This is a genomic window from Pseudomonas sp. Teo4, from assembly GCF_034387475.1.
Lineage (GTDB): Bacteria > Pseudomonadota > Gammaproteobacteria > Pseudomonadales > Pseudomonadaceae > Aquipseudomonas.
This window is the reverse complement of record NZ_JAXCIL010000002.1, coordinates 987,544-1,003,889: the sequence shown is the minus strand read 5'-3', so window position 1 is coordinate 1,003,889 and position 16,346 is coordinate 987,544. Positions and strand designations below refer to the sequence as shown.

Annotated in this window: 16 protein-coding genes; 13 read left to right on the top strand and 3 right to left on the bottom strand. The window is 60.7% G+C overall.

Annotation, left to right across the window (positions count from 1 at the left end):
- Window positions 1-48 precede the first annotated feature (48 nt).
- The 4 genes from PspTeo4_RS20770 (at window position 49) to PspTeo4_RS20755 (ending at window position 5,929) form a co-directional block, all read left to right on the top strand.
- A complete protein-coding gene (locus tag PspTeo4_RS20770) occupies window positions 49-2,058 on the top strand; it encodes a M3 family metallopeptidase (protein WP_322365820.1) in 2,010 nt (669 codons plus the stop codon).
- 76 nt (window positions 2,059-2,134) lie between these two features.
- Window positions 2,135-3,193 (top strand): PA0069 family radical SAM protein, encoded by a 1,059-nt coding sequence (locus PspTeo4_RS20765; protein WP_322365819.1) that lies wholly within the window; start codon window positions 2,135-2,137, stop codon window positions 3,191-3,193.
- A 292-nt stretch (window positions 3,194-3,485) separates the two neighbouring features.
- Entirely contained in the window at window positions 3,486-4,205 is a 720-nt protein-coding gene (locus PspTeo4_RS20760; protein WP_322365818.1) for a carbonic anhydrase, read from the top strand.
- Between the two features lie 188 nt (window positions 4,206-4,393).
- Window positions 4,394-5,929: a SulP family inorganic anion transporter gene (locus PspTeo4_RS20755; protein WP_322365817.1), complete on the top strand. Its 1,536-nt coding sequence runs from the start codon at window positions 4,394-4,396 to the stop codon at window positions 5,927-5,929.
- A 77-nt stretch (window positions 5,930-6,006) separates the two neighbouring features.
- Here PspTeo4_RS20755 and PspTeo4_RS20750 read toward each other — a convergent pair whose 3' ends face one another.
- Complete coding sequence (locus tag PspTeo4_RS20750; RefSeq protein ID WP_322365816.1) at window positions 6,007-6,648, bottom strand: hypothetical protein; 642 nt, start codon at window positions 6,646-6,648, stop codon at window positions 6,007-6,009.
- Between the two features lie 368 nt (window positions 6,649-7,016).
- On the opposite strand from PspTeo4_RS20750, the gene coxB reads away from it, so the two are divergent.
- The 4 genes from coxB to PspTeo4_RS20730 are packed head-to-tail and all read left to right on the top strand — an operon-like array spanning window position 7,017 to window position 11,258.
- Window positions 7,017-8,144: a cytochrome c oxidase subunit II gene (gene coxB / locus PspTeo4_RS20745; protein ID WP_322365815.1), complete on the top strand. Its 1,128-nt coding sequence runs from the start codon at window positions 7,017-7,019 to the stop codon at window positions 8,142-8,144.
- A gap of 43 nt (window positions 8,145-8,187) precedes the next feature.
- Window positions 8,188-9,777, top strand: coding sequence for a cytochrome c oxidase subunit I (gene ctaD, locus PspTeo4_RS20740; protein ID WP_322365814.1), 1,590 nt, complete (start codon window positions 8,188-8,190; stop codon window positions 9,775-9,777).
- Window positions 9,778-9,787: 10 nt separating this feature from the next.
- Window positions 9,788-10,354: a cytochrome c oxidase assembly protein gene (locus PspTeo4_RS20735; RefSeq protein ID WP_322365813.1), complete on the top strand. Its 567-nt coding sequence runs from the start codon at window positions 9,788-9,790 to the stop codon at window positions 10,352-10,354.
- A 16-nt stretch (window positions 10,355-10,370) separates the two neighbouring features.
- Window positions 10,371-11,258, top strand: a complete 888-nt coding sequence (locus PspTeo4_RS20730) for a cytochrome c oxidase subunit 3 (RefSeq protein ID WP_322365812.1) — start codon at window positions 10,371-10,373, stop codon at window positions 11,256-11,258.
- A 56-nt stretch (window positions 11,259-11,314) separates the two neighbouring features.
- Here PspTeo4_RS20730 and PspTeo4_RS20725 read toward each other — a convergent pair whose 3' ends face one another.
- Window positions 11,315-11,518 (bottom strand): twin transmembrane helix small protein, encoded by a 204-nt coding sequence (locus PspTeo4_RS20725; protein ID WP_322365811.1) that lies wholly within the window; start codon window positions 11,516-11,518, stop codon window positions 11,315-11,317.
- A gap of 63 nt (window positions 11,519-11,581) precedes the next feature.
- On the opposite strand from PspTeo4_RS20725, the gene PspTeo4_RS20720 reads away from it, so the two are divergent.
- The 5 genes from PspTeo4_RS20720 to PspTeo4_RS20700 are packed head-to-tail and all read left to right on the top strand — an operon-like array spanning window position 11,582 to window position 15,468.
- Entirely contained in the window at window positions 11,582-12,322 is a 741-nt protein-coding gene (locus tag PspTeo4_RS20720) for an SURF1 family protein (protein WP_322365810.1), read from the top strand.
- On the top strand, window positions 12,288-12,872 hold the full coding sequence (locus PspTeo4_RS20715) for a hypothetical protein (RefSeq protein WP_322365809.1): 585 nt from the start codon (window positions 12,288-12,290) through the stop codon (window positions 12,870-12,872). Before PspTeo4_RS20720 ends, PspTeo4_RS20715 begins: the two co-directional genes overlap by 35 nt.
- A 9-nt stretch (window positions 12,873-12,881) precedes the next feature.
- Window positions 12,882-13,955: a COX15/CtaA family protein gene (locus tag PspTeo4_RS20710; RefSeq protein ID WP_322365808.1), complete on the top strand. Its 1,074-nt coding sequence runs from the start codon at window positions 12,882-12,884 to the stop codon at window positions 13,953-13,955.
- Window positions 13,940-14,839: a heme o synthase gene (cyoE, locus tag PspTeo4_RS20705; RefSeq protein WP_322365807.1), complete on the top strand. Its 900-nt coding sequence runs from the start codon at window positions 13,940-13,942 to the stop codon at window positions 14,837-14,839. Before PspTeo4_RS20710 ends, cyoE begins: the two co-directional genes overlap by 16 nt.
- Entirely contained in the window at window positions 14,836-15,468 is a 633-nt protein-coding gene (locus tag PspTeo4_RS20700) for an SCO family protein (protein WP_322365806.1), read from the top strand. Before cyoE ends, PspTeo4_RS20700 begins: the two co-directional genes overlap by 4 nt.
- Before the next feature lie 93 nt (window positions 15,469-15,561).
- Here PspTeo4_RS20700 and PspTeo4_RS20695 read toward each other — a convergent pair whose 3' ends face one another.
- Window positions 15,562-16,332 (bottom strand): MetQ/NlpA family ABC transporter substrate-binding protein, encoded by a 771-nt coding sequence (locus PspTeo4_RS20695; RefSeq protein ID WP_322365805.1) that lies wholly within the window; start codon window positions 16,330-16,332, stop codon window positions 15,562-15,564.
- Window positions 16,333-16,346: the final 14 nt, after the last annotated feature.

Below are 16,346 nucleotides of genomic sequence, written 5' to 3'. Positions count from 1 at the left end.
AAAGTGCGCATGCTCGCTTGCTCTTTAATCCGAGCAAGGCAACGCACCATGGATACCAACAATCCATTTCTGCAAAACAGCAACACACCGCTGGACTACAGCGCGGTGACACTCGACAACATGCGCGCTGCATTCGATTACGTGCTGCAAGCCCATGAGCAAGGTATTGCGCGGATCATCGACGCTCAACAGGCGCTTCCTACCTGGGACGACTTCGTGTTGGCGGTCGATGAACTGGATGCCCGGTTGCTAGGGGTGCTCAACGCGACTGTGCCGCTGGTAGGCAAAAACGGGGACTGGGGCAACGCCATTATCGGTTTCTACGGCAAGGTTCTCGAACGCTTTGACCAGAAGCTAACCGACAGCAGGCTGCAAGCACTGTATGAGCGTTTGGCCATGAGTGCCAACGGCGTGAATCTGGATGCACAGAAGCGCGCTACCCTGCGCTGGTACCTCGACAAGTTCGCCGCCAGTGGGACATCTCTCGACGCTGACAAAAAGGCCCGCCTGGCCGAGTTGCAGAAGCAGATCACCGCCTTGCGTGGGAGCTATCTGCAGAACCTCAATCGCCCCGGGCTGGTCATCCAGGATGAAGCCGAACTGCGTGGTGTTCCACAACGAGTACGTGACGAGCTGGCATCTCGAGCGCAAGCGGCGGGAGAGCAAGGTTGGCTGATCGCTTGTGAGAACGCAGTCACTGATTCAGTGCTCATGTACGCGGAACATCGCCCGCTACGTGAAAGCGTCTACCGTGCCTATAACCTTCGCGGTGTCAGCGAAGATCACCAGCAGGACAATGGCATGCTCCTGCAGCGTCTGGCTGAACTGCTGGATGAAAAAGCGCGTTTGCTCGGTTTTGCCAACCACCCTGAGCTGAGCCTGCAAGCCAAAAGTGCGGGGGCACCTGTAGAGGTGAATGCGTTCCTTCACGACTTGGCCGACAGCTTGCGGCCGGCCATGGCACAGCGTCGTTCATTGATCGAGCGCCAGGCTACGGCACAGGGTTTAAGCAGACTTGAGCCCTGGGATATCAGTTACCTGCAGGAGCAATCCCGAGCGTCGACCAAAGTGCTTTCCACTGAGTCCTTGCGCGAGTTCTTCCCGTTGTCAGCCGTGGTATCGGCATTGACTCGACTGGCCGAGAAGCTGTTTGGTCTTGTACTCATGCCAAAGCCGTTCGCCACCTGGGATGGCAGTGTGCTGACCTTTGAAGCATGGCAAGACAACGCCTTGATTGGCTTTTTGTACCTGGATGCGGTGCAACATCCAGGCAAGCAACCGGACATGGTAAGCACCACTTACATACGCAACCGTCGAGTCAATGCCGAAGGTATCTACCAAAAGGCCGCCGTTGCAGTGTTCATCGACATTCCAGCCGCAGTCGATGGGGGGCAGCCGCTACTTGACCACCTGTCTCTGCGCAAGCTCTACCATGAGTTCGGTCACGCCTTGCACCATTTGCTGGTACGTACGAGCAACTATGTGCTGTCCAATGTGACCGAGCTCGGCACCGATGGTGTCGAGCTGTTTGGCAAATTGTTCGAGCGTTGGGTGTGGGACGCAGGTTATCTGGTGGAGATTTCGTCGCATCACCGAAATGGCAGCAAGCTGACTCAGGAGCGGGTCAAGGAATGCCTGGGCCGTTTAAGGCAGGACGGCCTGGAGGAGGCAGCTCGCGATCTGAGCCTTGCACTGTTCGACCTTGATTTGCATGCCACACCGAAGGACGGCAGAACCCTTGAGCAGCGTCTCACGGATGCCCGCGAGCGTTGCGGGTATTGGCCGTTGGCTGATTTCGAACATCCCGTGCATGCCTTCCAGCACTTGGTAAGCGGCTATGACGCAGGTTATTACGCTTATCTGTGGTCGGATGTGCATGCCTTCGACCTGTTCACCCGTTTCGAGGCGCAAGGCTTGCTCGACCGCGACACCGGACGGGCCCTGCAGGAAACGTTGTTCGCCCCAGGTGCCTCACGCTCGCTGCGTGAAGGTATCGAGGCGTTCCTTGGGCGTTCGCCGAGCCATTTGCCCTACCTGCGCTGGCATGGCGTGAATTGACGCTGCACTGACCAAAGGGGCTGGAAGATTCATCGGTACTGGTGCACTGTATGTAAATACAGTATTGAGGTGAGCGATGATTCCTCCAGCGCCGCAAAAGGGCCGTGGCACGGTTCACAATCCGCACAACCGCTTCGCCCCGAGCCAATCGGTGGCGGAGGATGACGGTTGGTATCAGGAGGTACCTCTTACCCAAGGCACCGAGGTGAGAGTCGAAAAGGCCAAGTCGGTCATCAGCCGCAACACCTCTCCCGACCTGCCCTTCGATCGTTCCATCAACCCCTATCGTGGCTGTGAGCACGGCTGCATCTACTGTTATGCCCGCCCCTCTCATGCTTACTGGGACTTGTCCCCAGGCCTGGATTTCGAAACCAAGCTGATCGCCAAGACCAACGCTGCCGAGGTGCTTGAGCAGCAATTGAGCAAGCCGGGTTATGTCTGCGCTCCAATCAATTTGGGTTCCAACACCGACCCATACCAGCCCATCGAGCGCGAACAGCAGCTGACTCGGCGCCTGCTTGAAGTGTTATTACGCTTTCGCCACCCGGTCACCATCGTCACCAAGGGGGCGTTGGTGTTGCGTGATCTTGATCTGTTGGCGGAGATGGCCAGCCAGCGCCTGGTGAAGGTGATGATCAGCCTTACCACGCTGGATGACGAGCTCAAACGGGTACTTGAACCGCGTGCGGCGGCGCCCAAGGCACGGTTAAGGGCGATTCGTGTTCTGCGCGAAGCGGGTGTGCCGGTAGGCGTGCTGTGTTCCCCGATCATTCCGATGATCAACGACAGTGAACTGGAGCACCTGCTGGAAGCCGCGAAGGAAGCTGGCGCCCAGAGTGCAGCCTACATGATGCTGCGCCTGCCATTGGAGGTGGCGCCGCTGTTCGAGCAGTGGCTGCTCGACCATTACCCGCAACGTGCGACACATGTGCTCAGCCTGATCCGCCAGAGCCGTGGCGGTGAACTCTACGACAGCCGGTTCGGGGCGCGTATGCGTGGAGAGGGGGTGTTCGCCGAGCTGCTGGCCCAGCGCTTCGCCAGAACGATGCGACGGCTGGCGTTCGAAAGCCGCGAGGCACAAGGCTTGGACTGTTCGGCTTTTTGCCCGCCGGGTGGGCAGATGGCGTTGTTCTGACCCACCGAGGGTGTGCGGGTGCATTCAATTTGGCTAATAGCAGCCAATAATTTCACTCATGGGGCTTGGCGGTTGATGCTTTTTTGCTATTATTCAGTTCCCGCCTGTATGGCCTGGAACGCTTGTTCTAGAGCCTTCGAATTCAGTTTCAATTAAGTTTTCCCCGCTAGCGTAGGCAATCAGTCAACAGCGACTGTGATTAATGGCCCGTGCGCGTCATCTAAATCCCTGCATAGCCAGAATCTTTCACCGGTAAAATGGATTTACCTACAAACCGTCAAGAGGATGAATCATGCCCGTCAAGGACCCATCCAAGGTCGCTCCGGAGGCCCCCGCCGAGAGCGCCGATGCCGCCCTGAAGCACATTGTCGACGGCTTCCTGCGCTTTCACCATGACGTCTTCCCCGAGCAGCAAGAGCTGTTCAAGAAGCTCGCCACCGCGCAAAAGCCCCGCGCCATGTTCATCACCTGTGCCGACTCGCGCATCGTTCCCGAGCTGATCACCCAGAGTTCGCCGGGCGACCTGTTCGTGACCCGTAACGTCGGCAACGTGGTCCCACCCTATGGTCAGATGAACGGTGGTGTTTCTACCGCGATCGAATACGCGGTGCTCGCCCTGGGCGTGCATCACATCATCGTCTGCGGCCACTCCGACTGCGGTGCCATGCGTGCCGTGCTCAACCCGGGTTCGCTGGAGAAGATGCCAACCGTCAAGGCCTGGCTGCGCCACGCCGAAGTCGCCCGTACGGTGGTCGAGGACAACTGCTCCTGTGGCAGTGAGCACGAGACCATGCAGGTGGTGACCAAGGAAAACGTCATCGCCCAGTTGCACCACCTGCGCACGCACCCTTCGGTTGCTTCGCGCCTGGCGGCGGGCCAGCTGTTCATCCATGGCTGGATCTACGATATCGAGACCAGTCAGATCGAAGCCTACGACGCTGCAAGCGACAGCTTCCTGCCGCTCACCGCCGGTGAGCCGATCCCCTGCGCGACCCCGAGAGGCCGCTACTAAGCGACCCTGACACCCGCAATACCTTGATTGCCGACTGCACCCCAAAGGGGTGCGGTACGGCCTTCTGCCGCCTTGAAATCCCCTGACTGCCTTGCCGGCAACGCTGCTGGCGGCCCGCGCCTGCGCGCTTGTCAGGGGCCAATGTGCCTATGGCCAGAGGAATGGCCTGTGACAGAGGAAGGAAAGAAATGGTGAACAAGACACAGATCACAGCGGCATTGCCGCGCGAACTACTGGCGTCAGTGGTGGTGTTTCTGGTGGCCCTGCCCTTGTGCATGGGCATTGCGATCGCTTCAGGCATGCCGCCGGCCAAGGGCCTGATTACAGGCATCATCGGCGGTATCGTGGTCGGCTTCCTGGCCGGCTCGCCGCTTCAGGTCAGTGGCCCGGCCGCCGGTTTGGCGGTGCTGGTTTTTGAACTGGTGCGCCAGCATGGCATGGACATGTTGGGGCCGATACTGCTGTTGGCTGGCTTGCTGCAGCTGCTGGCCGGGCGCCTGCGACTGGGTTGCTGGTTTCGGGTAACGGCACCGGCAGTGGTATACGGCATGCTGGCTGGTATCGGGGTGTTGATCGTACTGTCACAGGTGCATGTGATGTTCGACACGGCTCCGCAACCTTCCGGCATGCAGAATCTGCTGGAGTTTCCTGCGACGGTAGCCGCTGCCCTGCCACTGGAAAACGCAGGCTCGGGTTGGCAGGCCGGCGCGCTGGGTTTGGGCGCCATCGCCATCATGTGGGGCTGGGAGCGTTTGCGGCCACAACGGTTGCGCTTCGTCCCCGGAGCCTTGCTGGGGGTGGCGACAATGACAGCCGTCAGCATGTGGCTGGCGCTTTCGGTGAATCGGGTGCAGGTGCCGGCTGACCTGACCGAGGCCATCGACTGGATTCGCCCAGATGATCTGCTGAAGCTGGCTGACCCTACGCTGTTGGTGGCGGCTTTTGCCCTGGCCTTCATTGCCAGTGCCGAGACCTTGTTATCCGCCGCTGCGGTGGACCGCATGCACAGTGGCCAACGTTCGGACTTTGACCGTGAACTGTCCGCCCAAGGCATCGGCAACATGCTTTGCGGCGTGCTCGGCGCCTTGCCGATGACAGGCGTGATCGTGCGCAGCTCGGCGAATGTTCAGGCCGGTGCGCAGACCCGTGCCTCTGCCATTTTTCACGGCCTGTGGCTGCTGGCGTTCGTCGTGGTGTTGAGTAGCGTGCTGCAGCAGATTCCGGTCGCCAGCCTGGCGGGCGTGCTGGTGTACACCGGTATCAAACTGGTGGATTTCAAAGCCTTCCGTGGTTTGGGGCGCTATGGCCGAATGCCGATGTTCACCTATGCGGCTACCGCGCTGGCGATCATTTTCACCGACCTGTTGACCGGCGTGCTGCTGGGCTTTGCCCTGACCCTGCTCAAGCTGGCATTCAAGGCGGCGCGCTTGAAGATCAGCCTGGTGACGCTGGACAAGCCAGGACACATGGAACTGCGGCTCAGCGGTGCTGCGACGTTTTTGAAGGTGCCGGCTCTGACCCAGGTGCTCGATACCGTTCCGGCTGGCACCACGTTGCATGTGCCACTGGGCAACCTGAGCTACATCGACCACTCGTGCCTTGAGCTGCTCGAGGACTGGAGCCGCAGCAATTCGGCCAATGGTTCGCGGTTGATGATCGAGCAGCGCCGGTTGAAGCGGCGGATCGAGGGGCGGTTGCGGACTTCTGCAGGGGTGGGTGCCTAGGGCTGAATTGCTGTACTGCCTGGTCAGGCCTCTTCGCGGGTTTACCCGCGAAGAGGCTGGGCCAGGCACAGTCGATTTCAGGCCGGCTGGCCCAGCTCCACGCCAAGCTGGCGTGACAGGCATGGCCAGCGTTTCCATGCGGCGCCGGTTTCCGGGCTGCACAGGGTGTCGCGGTAAGCCTCCACCGATTCCGCGGCGAAGCTCTCGTCGTTGAGCATTTCGTCGACCGAGTGGTGCACCACTTCATCCAGCTGGTTGGCGAAAGTTTCGCCAATCAGCTGGTGAGCGATCAGGTTGGCCACGGTGGTGTCGAGCGGAATCAGCGGTTGCTGGAAGTGGCGGATGTACAGGTCGTTGACCTCTTCGACCAGCCGGTGCGCCAGATAAGCCTCGTCCAGCAGGCAATCCAGGCCGACATGGCCTTGCATCACACTGGGGGGCTGCAGGAAATAGGCCTCGGCGATCTTCAGCACCGGTTTGACCTGCGACTCGATACCCGCCTCGCGGGCCACCTCGTGTGCGGCCTCCAGCAATTCCGGAACCTGGTCGATGTAAGCGCCGACGAAGCGCGCCAAAGTACCCTGGGCGTCCTGCTCAGGCAGTTGGATCGAGGGGTGCAGATGGGGTAGTTGCGCCTCGAGACGCTGTTTCAATTGGCCAGTACGGCTCTCATGTTGGTGGGCTTGGCTAATCTGCTCGCGCACGGCAGCGATGTTCATGACAACTCCAGGGACAAGGCATTACAAACGGAAGACACTAAGGTAGCTCGGTATACGGAATGCCTAAGACAAGTTTGTTATAAAAGCCGCAAACGTGTGCGGAGCAAGCTATATCAATATGCCACTATTGTGCCACTAATGCTCTAGCCTGCGGCTTTCGAGGCATTATCCAATTTCGTGAGGTTCATTTCACAGCCTTCATTGCGCACCGTTGGTCGCTGTCTATACTCCCGTTGAACGTGATTCGTTGATGAGGCCCGACTGCTTTCGCAGGGGCTCGGTCGTCGAAGCCAGGCAGTCTTGACCGCCGTTCCCTCTTGCCGCAGGCCACGCCTCCGGGACAACAAGAATTAGAAGGGGAACCCGCAATGATGCGACATCCACATGTCTGGATGGGCCTTCTGTTGTGGTCAGTTTTCGGTCAGGCACACGCCGCCTGGACCGTGAACATGGCGCCAGGGGCGACGGAAGTCTCCAACGCCGTGTTCGACCTGCACATGACCATCTTCTGGATCTGCGTGATCATCGGCATCGTCGTGTTCGGTGCGATGTTCTGGTCGATGGTCATCCATCGCCGCTCAACCGGGCAGCAACCGGCGCATTTCCACGAGCACACCTGGGTGGAAATCCTCTGGACCATCGTCCCCTTCCTCATTCTTGTGGCCATGGCCATCCCGGCCACCAAGACCCTGATTGATATCTACGACGCCAGTGAATCTGACATCGACATCCAGGTCACCGGTTACCAGTGGAAGTGGCACTACAAGTACCTGGGCCAGGACGTGGAGTTCTTCAGCAACCTGGCCACCCCTGCCGACCAGATTCACAACAAGGCGCCCAAGGACGAGCACTACCTGCTTGAGGTCGACCAGCCGCTGGTGCTGCCGGTGGGCGCGAAAGTGCGCTTCCTGGTAACTGCCGCCGATGTCATCCATTCCTGGTGGGTGCCCGCCTTCGCCGTCAAGCGCGATGCCATCCCCGGTTTCGTCAACGAGGCCTGGACCCGCATCGAGAAGCCCGGCATCTACCGTGGTCAGTGCACCGAATTGTGCGGCAAGGACCACGGTTTCATGCCGGTGGTGGTAGAGGTCAAGTCCAAGGCCGACTACGACACCTGGCTGGGTGAGCGCAAGGCTGAAGCGGCCAAGCTCAAGGAGCTGACGAGCAAGGAGTGGACGCTCGAGGAGCTGGTCGAGCGTGGCGACAAGGTCTACCACACCACCTGCGTGGCCTGTCACCAGGCCGAAGGCCAAGGCCTGCCGCCGATGTTCCCGGCGCTCAAAGGCTCGAAGATCGCCACCGGGCCGAAGGAAGGCCACCTGGGCATCGTCTTCCACGGCAAGCCCGGCACGGCCATGGCCGCCTTCGGCAAGCAACTGTCGGAAGTCGACATCGCAGCAGTGGTCACCTACGAGCGCAACGCCTGGGGCAACAACAAGGGCGACATGGTCACGCCTAAGGACGTGCTGGCGCTGAAACAGGCCGAAGCGCAATGAACCGGGTTACTCGCGGCAATCAATGGATTGCAGGAGACAGGACATGAGTGCAGTGATCGACGACCACGCCCACGGCCACGAGCATGCCCACGGCCCGGCAAAGGGCCTGATGCGCTGGGTGCTGACCACCAACCATAAGGACATCGGCACGATGTACCTGTGGTTCAGCTTCATGATGTTCCTGCTCGGTGGTTCGTTTGCCATGGTTATCCGCGCCGAGCTGTTCCAGCCGGGGCTGCAGATCGTGGAACCGGCGTTCTTCAACCAGATGACCACCATGCATGGCCTGATCATGGTGTTCGGCGCTGTGATGCCGGCCTTCGTCGGCCTGGCCAACTGGATGATCCCGTTGATGGTCGGGGCGCCGGACATGGCCCTGCCGCGGATGAACAACTTCAGCTTCTGGCTGCTGCCGGCGGCGTTCCTGCTGCTGGTCTCGACCTTGTTCACCCCTGGCGGCGGGCCGAACTTCGGCTGGACCTTCTACGCCCCGCTGTCGACCACCTACGCGCCGGCCAGCGTGACCTTCTTCATCTTCGCCATCCACATGATGGGTATCAGCTCGATCATGGGGGCGATCAACGTGATCGCCACCATCCTCAACCTGCGCGCCCCCGGCATGACCTTGATGAAAATGCCGTTGTTCGTCTGGACCTGGTTGATCACCGCATTCCTGCTGATTGCCGTGATGCCGGTACTGGCCGGTGTGGTGACCATGATGCTGATGGACATCCACTTCGGCACCAGCTTCTTCAGCGCAGCCGGTGGCGGTGACCCGGTGCTGTTCCAGCACGTGTTCTGGTTCTTCGGCCACCCCGAGGTGTACATCATGATCCTGCCGGCGTTCGGCGCGGTCAGCTCGATCATTCCGGCGTTCTCGCGCAAGCCGCTGTTCGGCTACACGTCGATGGTGTACGCCACCGGTGCGATTGCCTTCCTGTCATTCATCGTCTGGGCCCACCACATGTTCGTGGTCGGTATCCCAGTGGTGGGCGAGTTGTTCTTCATGTACGCCACCATGCTTATCGCCGTGCCCACCGGGGTGAAGGTGTTCAACTGGGTCAGCACCATGTGGGAAGGCTCGCTGAGCTTCGAAACGCCGATGCTGTTCGCCATCGCCTTCGTCATCCTGTTCACCATCGGCGGGTTCTCCGGGTTGATGCTGGCCATCGCCCCGGCCGACTTCCAGTACCACGACACCTACTTCGTGGTGGCGCACTTCCACTACGTGCTGGTGCCGGGGGCGATTTTCGGCATCTTTGCCTCTGCCTATTACTGGCTGCCCAAGTGGACCGGGCACATGTACGACGAAACCTTGGGCAAGCTGCATTTCTGGTTGTCGTTCGTCGGCATGAACCTGGCCTTCTTCCCCATGCACTTCGTTGGCCTGGCCGGCATGCCACGGCGGATTCCCGACTACAACCTGCAGTTCGCCGACTTCAACATGGTGTCGTCGATCGGGGCCTTCATGTTCGGTGCGACGCAGATCTTCTTCCTGTTCATCGTCATCAAGTGCATTCGTGGTGGCGCACCTGCGCCGGCCAAGCCATGGGACGGTGCCGAGGGGCTGGAGTGGTCGATCCCCTCGCCTGCGCCTTACCACACCTTCCAGACACCACCGGAAGTGAAGTAGGAAAGTGCCCATGAACGGCCTGTCGCTCAAACGCCTGGTGTTGCGCCTGCTGATGCTGACGGTGGTGATGTTCGCCTTCGGCTTCGCCCTGGTGCCGATCTACGACGTGATGTGCAAGGCCTTTGGTATCAATGGCAAGACTGGTGGGCAGTACGAAGGCAGCCAAGTCAGTGACCCATCTCGCAGTGTGCGGGTGCAGTTCATGTCGACCAATGCCAGCGACATGGTCTGGGACTTCTACTCAACGGCGGACCAGATCGACGTCAATCCTGGGGCGGTGAACCAGATGATTTTCATCGCGCGCAACCCGACCGACCGGCCCATGAGTGCCCAGGCCATACCCAGCATTACCCCGGCCGAGGCGGCGGCATACTTCCACAAGACCGAATGTTTCTGCTTCACCCAGCAGGTGCTGCAACCCGGCGAGCGTATCGAGATGCCGGTGCGTTTCATCGTCGACCGCGACCTGCCGGAAAGCGTGAAGCACCTGACATTGGCCTACACCTTGTTCGACATCACCGCTCGCCACCCGCCGGTCGCGCATGTCGCGGCCCAGGACGTCCAGGGCGCCCGTTAAGGGAAGGAGAACAGCAATGGCAAGTCACGAGCACTACTACGTCCCGGCGCAGAGCAAATGGCCGATCATCGCGACGATCGGGATGTTCATCACCATGTTCGGGCTAGGCACCTGGTTCAATGACCTCAAGGCTGGGCACCCGGAGTCCCATGGGCCGCTGATTTTCTTTGTTGGTGCGTTGTTTCTGGCCTACATGCTGTTCGGCTGGTTTGGCGCGGTGGTCAAGGAAAGCCACGCCGGGCTCTACAGCCCACAGATGGACCGCTCGTTCCGCTGGGGCATGAGCTGGTTCATTTTTTCTGAGGTGATGTTCTTCCTCGCCTTCTTTGGCGCGCTGTTCTACGTGCGCGTATTGGCTGGGCCATGGCTGGGGGGCGAAGGCGCCAAAGGTGTGGCGCACATGCTGTGGCCGAGCTTCGAGTTTGCCTGGCCATTGCTGCATACACCCGACCCCAAGTTGTTCCCGCCGCCCAAGGAAGTGATCGACCCGTGGCACCTGCCACTGATCAACACCATCCTGCTGGTGAGTTCCAGTGTGACTGTCACCATCGCCCACCACGCCCTGCGCCGTGAGCATCGGGGAGCACTGAAGCTGTGGCTGGCGCTGACCATCATCCTGGGTATCAGCTTCATCTCGCTGCAGGCCTACGAGTATCACGAGGCATATACCAAGCTGGGGCTGACCCTGGGTTCCGGTATCTACGGGGCGACTTTCTTCATGCTCACCGGCTTCCACGGTGCCCACGTGACCCTTGGCACGATCATTCTGATCGTCATGCTCGTACGCATCCTGCGTGGGCACTTCAACCCGGATAAACACTTCGGTTTCGAGGCGGCCAGCTGGTATTGGCACTTTGTCGATGTGGTGTGGGTGGGGCTATTCATCTTTGTGTATGTGCTGTAGGTCAACCGGCCCTATCGCTGGCTTGCCAGCGATGAGGTCCGTATAGCTGGCGCAGATCAGAACGGGGCGTGGGAAACCAGCTGGCCACTGATGAAGCCCCAAGCCACCAGGCCAACGGTCACGGCGGCCAGGGCGACACGAACGGTCAGGGCCTTGAGCAGTCGGGTCGAGTTTTCATCGTCCTTGACCAGAAACACCAGGCCACTGAACAGGCTGGCAATCGTGGCCAATAGCATCAGGACAATCGCGGCCTTGAGCATGGCGATACTCCGGGGGGATGCGGTGATGTGGATAAGTATAGCGCTCGACCGTATGAGGCCGTTGTGAGGCCGTTCCGTCCAGGCTGGATACCTACGCTGGCGGTGCTCGCGCTGCTGCCGGTGCTGATCTCGCTCGGCTGCTGGCAACTTGGCCGCGCCCAGGAAAAACGCGCCCTGCTGGACGCCTACGCCGAGCGCCAGGTGGAGGCCCCACTGGGCGCGGCGCAGTTGCAACAGACCGGTGACACAGCGTACCGCCGCGTGCACCTCTTCGGGCGCTTCGATGGCGAACACAGCGTGCTGCTGGACAACCGCATGCGCGATGGCCAGGCAGGGGTCGAGTTGCTGCAGCCCTTCCATGACCAGGCCAGTGGGTCATGGCTTCTGGTCAACCGAGGCTGGCTGCCCTGGCCGGATCGTCGTCTGCCGGTCCACTTTGAAACGCCCGCGCAAGCGCTGGTGCTGGAAGCCTCGGTGTATGTGGCGCCGGGCAGCACCTTCCAGCTACACCCCGACCCCGATGGCGGTCAGTGGCCACACCTGCTGACAGCAATTGACCCCGGCCACCTCTGGCAACAGCTGGATCGCGAAGGTTTTACCCATGAATTGCGCCTGCAACCCGGCCCCGCCAGCTACCGCGCGGATTGGCCGGTAGTCGCCATGGGCCCGGAAAAGCATCAGGGCTATGCCGTGCAGTGGTTCGCCCTGGCCACGGCCCTGGTGCTGCTTTACCTCTACTTTGGCTGGCACAACAAGAAGGAGAACGACGATGGCCGCCGCCACCAGTCCACTGGAAGTGCCTGAAGGCCGCAAACCCAGAGCCCGTGGGCGTTTGCAGCTGATTCTGATCCTGCTGGTGGTGCTCGGGCCGATGCTGCTCGCCACCTTCATGTACAAGTTGCAGTTCTGGGTACCGGAGGGGCGCAGCTATCACGGCGTAATGATCGGCAATGGCGAAAGCCGCGCAGACATTGGCATCACCGCGCAGGATGATCGCTGGCAACTGCTGGTCAGTGCGCCTGCGGCTTGCGCCGACGAGTGTCAGCAACTGGTGTACCTCGCCCGGCAGATCCAGATCGGACTTGGCCGCGACGCCAGCCGCGCCAGCCATGCCTTGGCCGTCGACCAGGCATTGAGCGCGGATTATCAGGTGCTGCTGGAACGCGAGTATCCACAGTTGCAACGTTACCCACTGGACGGCCAACGCTATCAGCAGAAGGTCGGGGAACCAGGTCCGCAACTCTGGATTGTCGACCCGCACGGCAACCTGGTGCTGCGCTATGACGCCAAGGTCAATGGCAAGCATGTGCTGGACGACCTGCGTCACCTGCTCAAGCTGTCCAACATCGGCTAGGAGCCTGCCATGGCCAGACCTGGATTCCGCCTTGCTGTGTTCGCCACCCTGCTGGCACTGCTGGTCGTGCTGCTCGGTGCCTATACCCGTCTCACTCACGCAGGCCTCGGTTGCCCGGACTGGCCGGGCTGCTATGGCTTCATCAGCGTACCCAAGACCGAGGCACAATTGGCCCATGCCGAGCAGCACTTCCCCGAACACCCGGTGGAAGAGGCCAAGGGCTGGGCCGAAATGGTCCACCGCTACTTCGCCGGTACCCTGGCGCTGGTGATCGCCTACCTGGCAGTGCAAGCCGTGCGCCGGCATGCGCGTGATGGCCAGCCCTATCGCTTGCCGGTATTGCTGCTTGGGGTGGTGCTGGCCCAGGCGGCATTCGGGATGTGGACCGTTACCCTCAAGCTGTGGCCTCAGGTCGTCACCGCGCACCTGCTGGGCGGCTTTACCACGTTGAGCCTGCTATTCCTGTTATCCCTGCGTCTATCTCGGGCGTTTGCGCCATTGCCCAAACTGCCGCTAAGCCTGCGCAGGGTAGCCGCTCTGGCGCTGTTGGTGGTGATCGGGCAGATCGCCCTGGGAGGTTGGGTCAGCGCCAACTACGCCGCAGTTGCCTGTATCGACCTGCCCACCTGCCATGGGCAGTGGTGGCCAGCGGCGGATTTCAGTAACGGCTTCCACCTGACGCAACATGTCGGCCCCAACTACCTGGGCGGGCAGCTGGACAGCGATGCACGCACGGCCATTCATATCAGCCACCGGTTGGGCGCGATGATCGTGACCTGTGTCTTGCTGATGCTCAGTTGGAAACTGCACCGCTGCGGCCTGGGCGGGTTGGCGCGGTTGGTTTTGCTGGCTTTGGCGCTGCAGGTCGGGTTGGGCATCAGCAATGTGCTGTTCCATCTGCCGTTGGCCGTTGCCGTGGCGCATAACGCAGGTGGTGCGTTGCTGCTGCTGAGCATGGTGCTGGTGAACTACCGCATACGGGTGGCTGACAAGGTTCGCGTCGGCCATGGCTGGCGTCTTACACCTGTGGCAGGTGTGGGGCTTTCCCAACACATGAGGAACGATTCGTGGCGACGCTTCTGAGTGCACACCATCAGCGAGCCGGTTGGCGCGATTATCTGGAGCTGACCAAGCCCAAGGTGGTCGTGTTGATGCTGATCACCTCGCTGGTGGGCATGTTCCTCGCAACCCGTGCGGGTGTGGCCTGGAGCGTATTGGTGTTCGGCAATCTGGGTATCGCCCTGTGCGCCGGTGGCGCGGCGGTGGTCAACCACGTGGTGGACAGGCGCATCGATGCGCTGATGGCGCGCACTCACAAACGCCCGCTGGCCGAAGGCCGGGTCGCTCCCCTGCCGGCGCTGCTGTTCGCATTGGTCCTGGCGTCGCTGGGCATGGCCTTGCTGATGGTATTCACCAACCCTCTCACGGCCTGGCTGACCCTGGCTTCATTATTGGGTTATGCGGTGCTCTACACCGGCTTTCTCAAGCGAGCCACGCCACAGAACATCGTCATCGGCGGCCTGGCCGGCGCGGCGCCGCCACTGCTTGGCTGGGTGGCGGTAAGCGGCCATATCAGCGCCGAGCCGCTGCTGCTGGTGCTGATCATCTTCGCCTGGACGCCTCCGCACTTCTGGGCCTTGGCCATCCACCGCAAGGAGGAATACGCCAAGGCCGATATCCCGATGCTGCCCGTGACCCACGGTGAGCGTTACACCAAGCTGCATATCCTGCTCTACACCCTGGTACTGCTGGCGGTGACCCTGCTGCCCTATGCCATCCACATGAGCGGCCCGCTTTACCTGGCCTGCGCCCTGTTGCTCGGCCTGCGCTTTCTCCATTGGGCGTGGGTGTTGTACCGTGGCAGCCGGCCGCACGCGGCAATCGGTACGTTCAAGTACTCTATTGGCTACCTGTTCGCGCTGTTCATCGCGTTGCTCGTTGACCACTACTTGTTGCTGAACCTATGACCCGAATCCAGAAAACCGTATTCATCCTCGTTGCCCTGGTCGCGTTGATCCTGGGCCTTACCGTCAACAAAGTGCTCAATGGTCGCGACCAGCCGAACCCTACCGAGCTGATCGATGCCGGCATCATCCTGCTGCCCCAGAGCCGCACGGTGGCGGATGTGACCATGACCAACCAGGATGGCCAGCCGGTGAAGCTCGATGACCTCAAGGGCAAGTGGTCACTGCTGTTCTTCGGCTACACCTACTGCCCCGACATCTGCCCCACCACCCTGGCCCAGTTGCGTCAGGTGAAGAGCGAGCTGCCCAAGGAGGCTGTGGACCGGTTGCAGGTGGTGCTGGTGAGCGTTGACCCGAATCGCGACACGCCGAACCAGCTCAAGCAGTACCTGGGCTATTTCGACAAGGATTTCGTGGGGGTGGCGGGGTCGATCGAGGATACCCAGAAACTGGCCAATGCCTTGAGCATTCCGTTCATTCCGGCCGATACCAGCAAGCCGGGGTATACCGTGGACCACAGTGGCAACCTGGCCATCGTCGGGCCGGATGGGCGTCAGCGCGGGTTCATTCGAGCGCCGTTCAATAACCAGAAGCTGGTGGCGCAATTGCCGGGGTTGGTCAAGCGAGATTGAGGCAGGCCCCAAAAGCATCGCCGGCAAGCCGGCTCCCACAGGTAAACTTGTGAGAGCCGGCTTGCCGGCGATCAGGGCTGCAGAGGTTTCAGCTTAGAAAGCCGGAATCACTGCACCTTTGTACTTCTCTTCGATGAATTTCTTCACCTCTGGCGAGTGCAGCGCAGCAGCCAGTTTCTTCATGTCGTCCGAGTCTTTGTTGTCTGGACGGGCCACCAGAATATTCACGTAAGGCGAATCGCTGCCTTCGATGACCAGTGCGTCCTTCTCAGGGTTCAGCTTGGCTTCCAGCGCATAGTTGGTGTTGATCAGCGCCAGGTCGACCTGGGTCAGCACACGCGGGATGGTGGCTGCTTCCAGCTCACGGAACTTGAGGCCCTTGTCGTTACCGGTGATGTCTTTCACGGTGGACAGGATGTTCTTGTTGTCCTTGAGCTTGATCACGCCTGCTTTATCCAGCAACAGCAGGGCACGGCCGCCGTTGGTGGCGTCGTTCGGGATGACCACGGTGGCGCCGGAGGACAGCTCGTCGAGCTTCTTGATCTTGGCCGAGTAGGCGCCCAGCGGCTCCAGGTGCACGCCGGTAACGCTGACCAGCGCAGTGCCCTTGGACTTGTTGAATTCATCCAGGTACGGCTGGTGCTGGAAGAAGTTGGCGTCCAGGCGCTTTTCGGCAACCTGTACGTTCGGCTGGATGTAGTCGGTGAATTCCTTGACCTTCAGTTCCACGCCTTCTTTCGCCAGTTGCGGCTGCACGAACTTGAGGATTTCGGCATGTGGCACCGGGGTGGCGGCGACGGTCAGGGTATCGGCGTGGGCCGAGAAGGCCGCGACAGCGGCAGCAACAGCAAGCAGCTTCTTCATTGATCACTCCTTGT

Coding starts and splice junctions, on each gene's coding strand:
- PspTeo4_RS20770 (WP_322365820.1), top strand. CDS start 49: ATGGATACCAACAATCCATTTCTGCAAAACAGCAACACACCGCTGGAC.
- PspTeo4_RS20765 (WP_322365819.1), top strand. CDS start 2,135: ATGATTCCTCCAGCGCCGCAAAAGGGCCGTGGCACGGTTCACAATCCG.
- PspTeo4_RS20760 (WP_322365818.1), top strand. CDS start 3,486: ATGCCCGTCAAGGACCCATCCAAGGTCGCTCCGGAGGCCCCCGCCGAG.
- PspTeo4_RS20755 (WP_322365817.1), top strand. CDS start 4,394: ATGGTGAACAAGACACAGATCACAGCGGCATTGCCGCGCGAACTACTG.
- PspTeo4_RS20750 (WP_322365816.1), bottom strand. CDS start 6,648: ATGAACATCGCTGCCGTGCGCGAGCAGATTAGCCAAGCCCACCAACAT.
- coxB (WP_322365815.1), top strand. CDS start 7,017: ATGATGCGACATCCACATGTCTGGATGGGCCTTCTGTTGTGGTCAGTT.
- ctaD (WP_322365814.1), top strand. CDS start 8,188: ATGAGTGCAGTGATCGACGACCACGCCCACGGCCACGAGCATGCCCAC.
- PspTeo4_RS20735 (WP_322365813.1), top strand. CDS start 9,788: ATGAACGGCCTGTCGCTCAAACGCCTGGTGTTGCGCCTGCTGATGCTG.
- PspTeo4_RS20730 (WP_322365812.1), top strand. CDS start 10,371: ATGGCAAGTCACGAGCACTACTACGTCCCGGCGCAGAGCAAATGGCCG.
- PspTeo4_RS20725 (WP_322365811.1), bottom strand. CDS start 11,518: ATGCTCAAGGCCGCGATTGTCCTGATGCTATTGGCCACGATTGCCAGC.
- PspTeo4_RS20715 (WP_322365809.1), top strand. CDS start 12,288: ATGGCCGCCGCCACCAGTCCACTGGAAGTGCCTGAAGGCCGCAAACCC.
- PspTeo4_RS20710 (WP_322365808.1), top strand. CDS start 12,882: ATGGCCAGACCTGGATTCCGCCTTGCTGTGTTCGCCACCCTGCTGGCA.
- PspTeo4_RS20700 (WP_322365806.1), top strand. CDS start 14,836: ATGACCCGAATCCAGAAAACCGTATTCATCCTCGTTGCCCTGGTCGCG.
- PspTeo4_RS20695 (WP_322365805.1), bottom strand. CDS start 16,332: ATGAAGAAGCTGCTTGCTGTTGCTGCCGCTGTCGCGGCCTTCTCGGCC.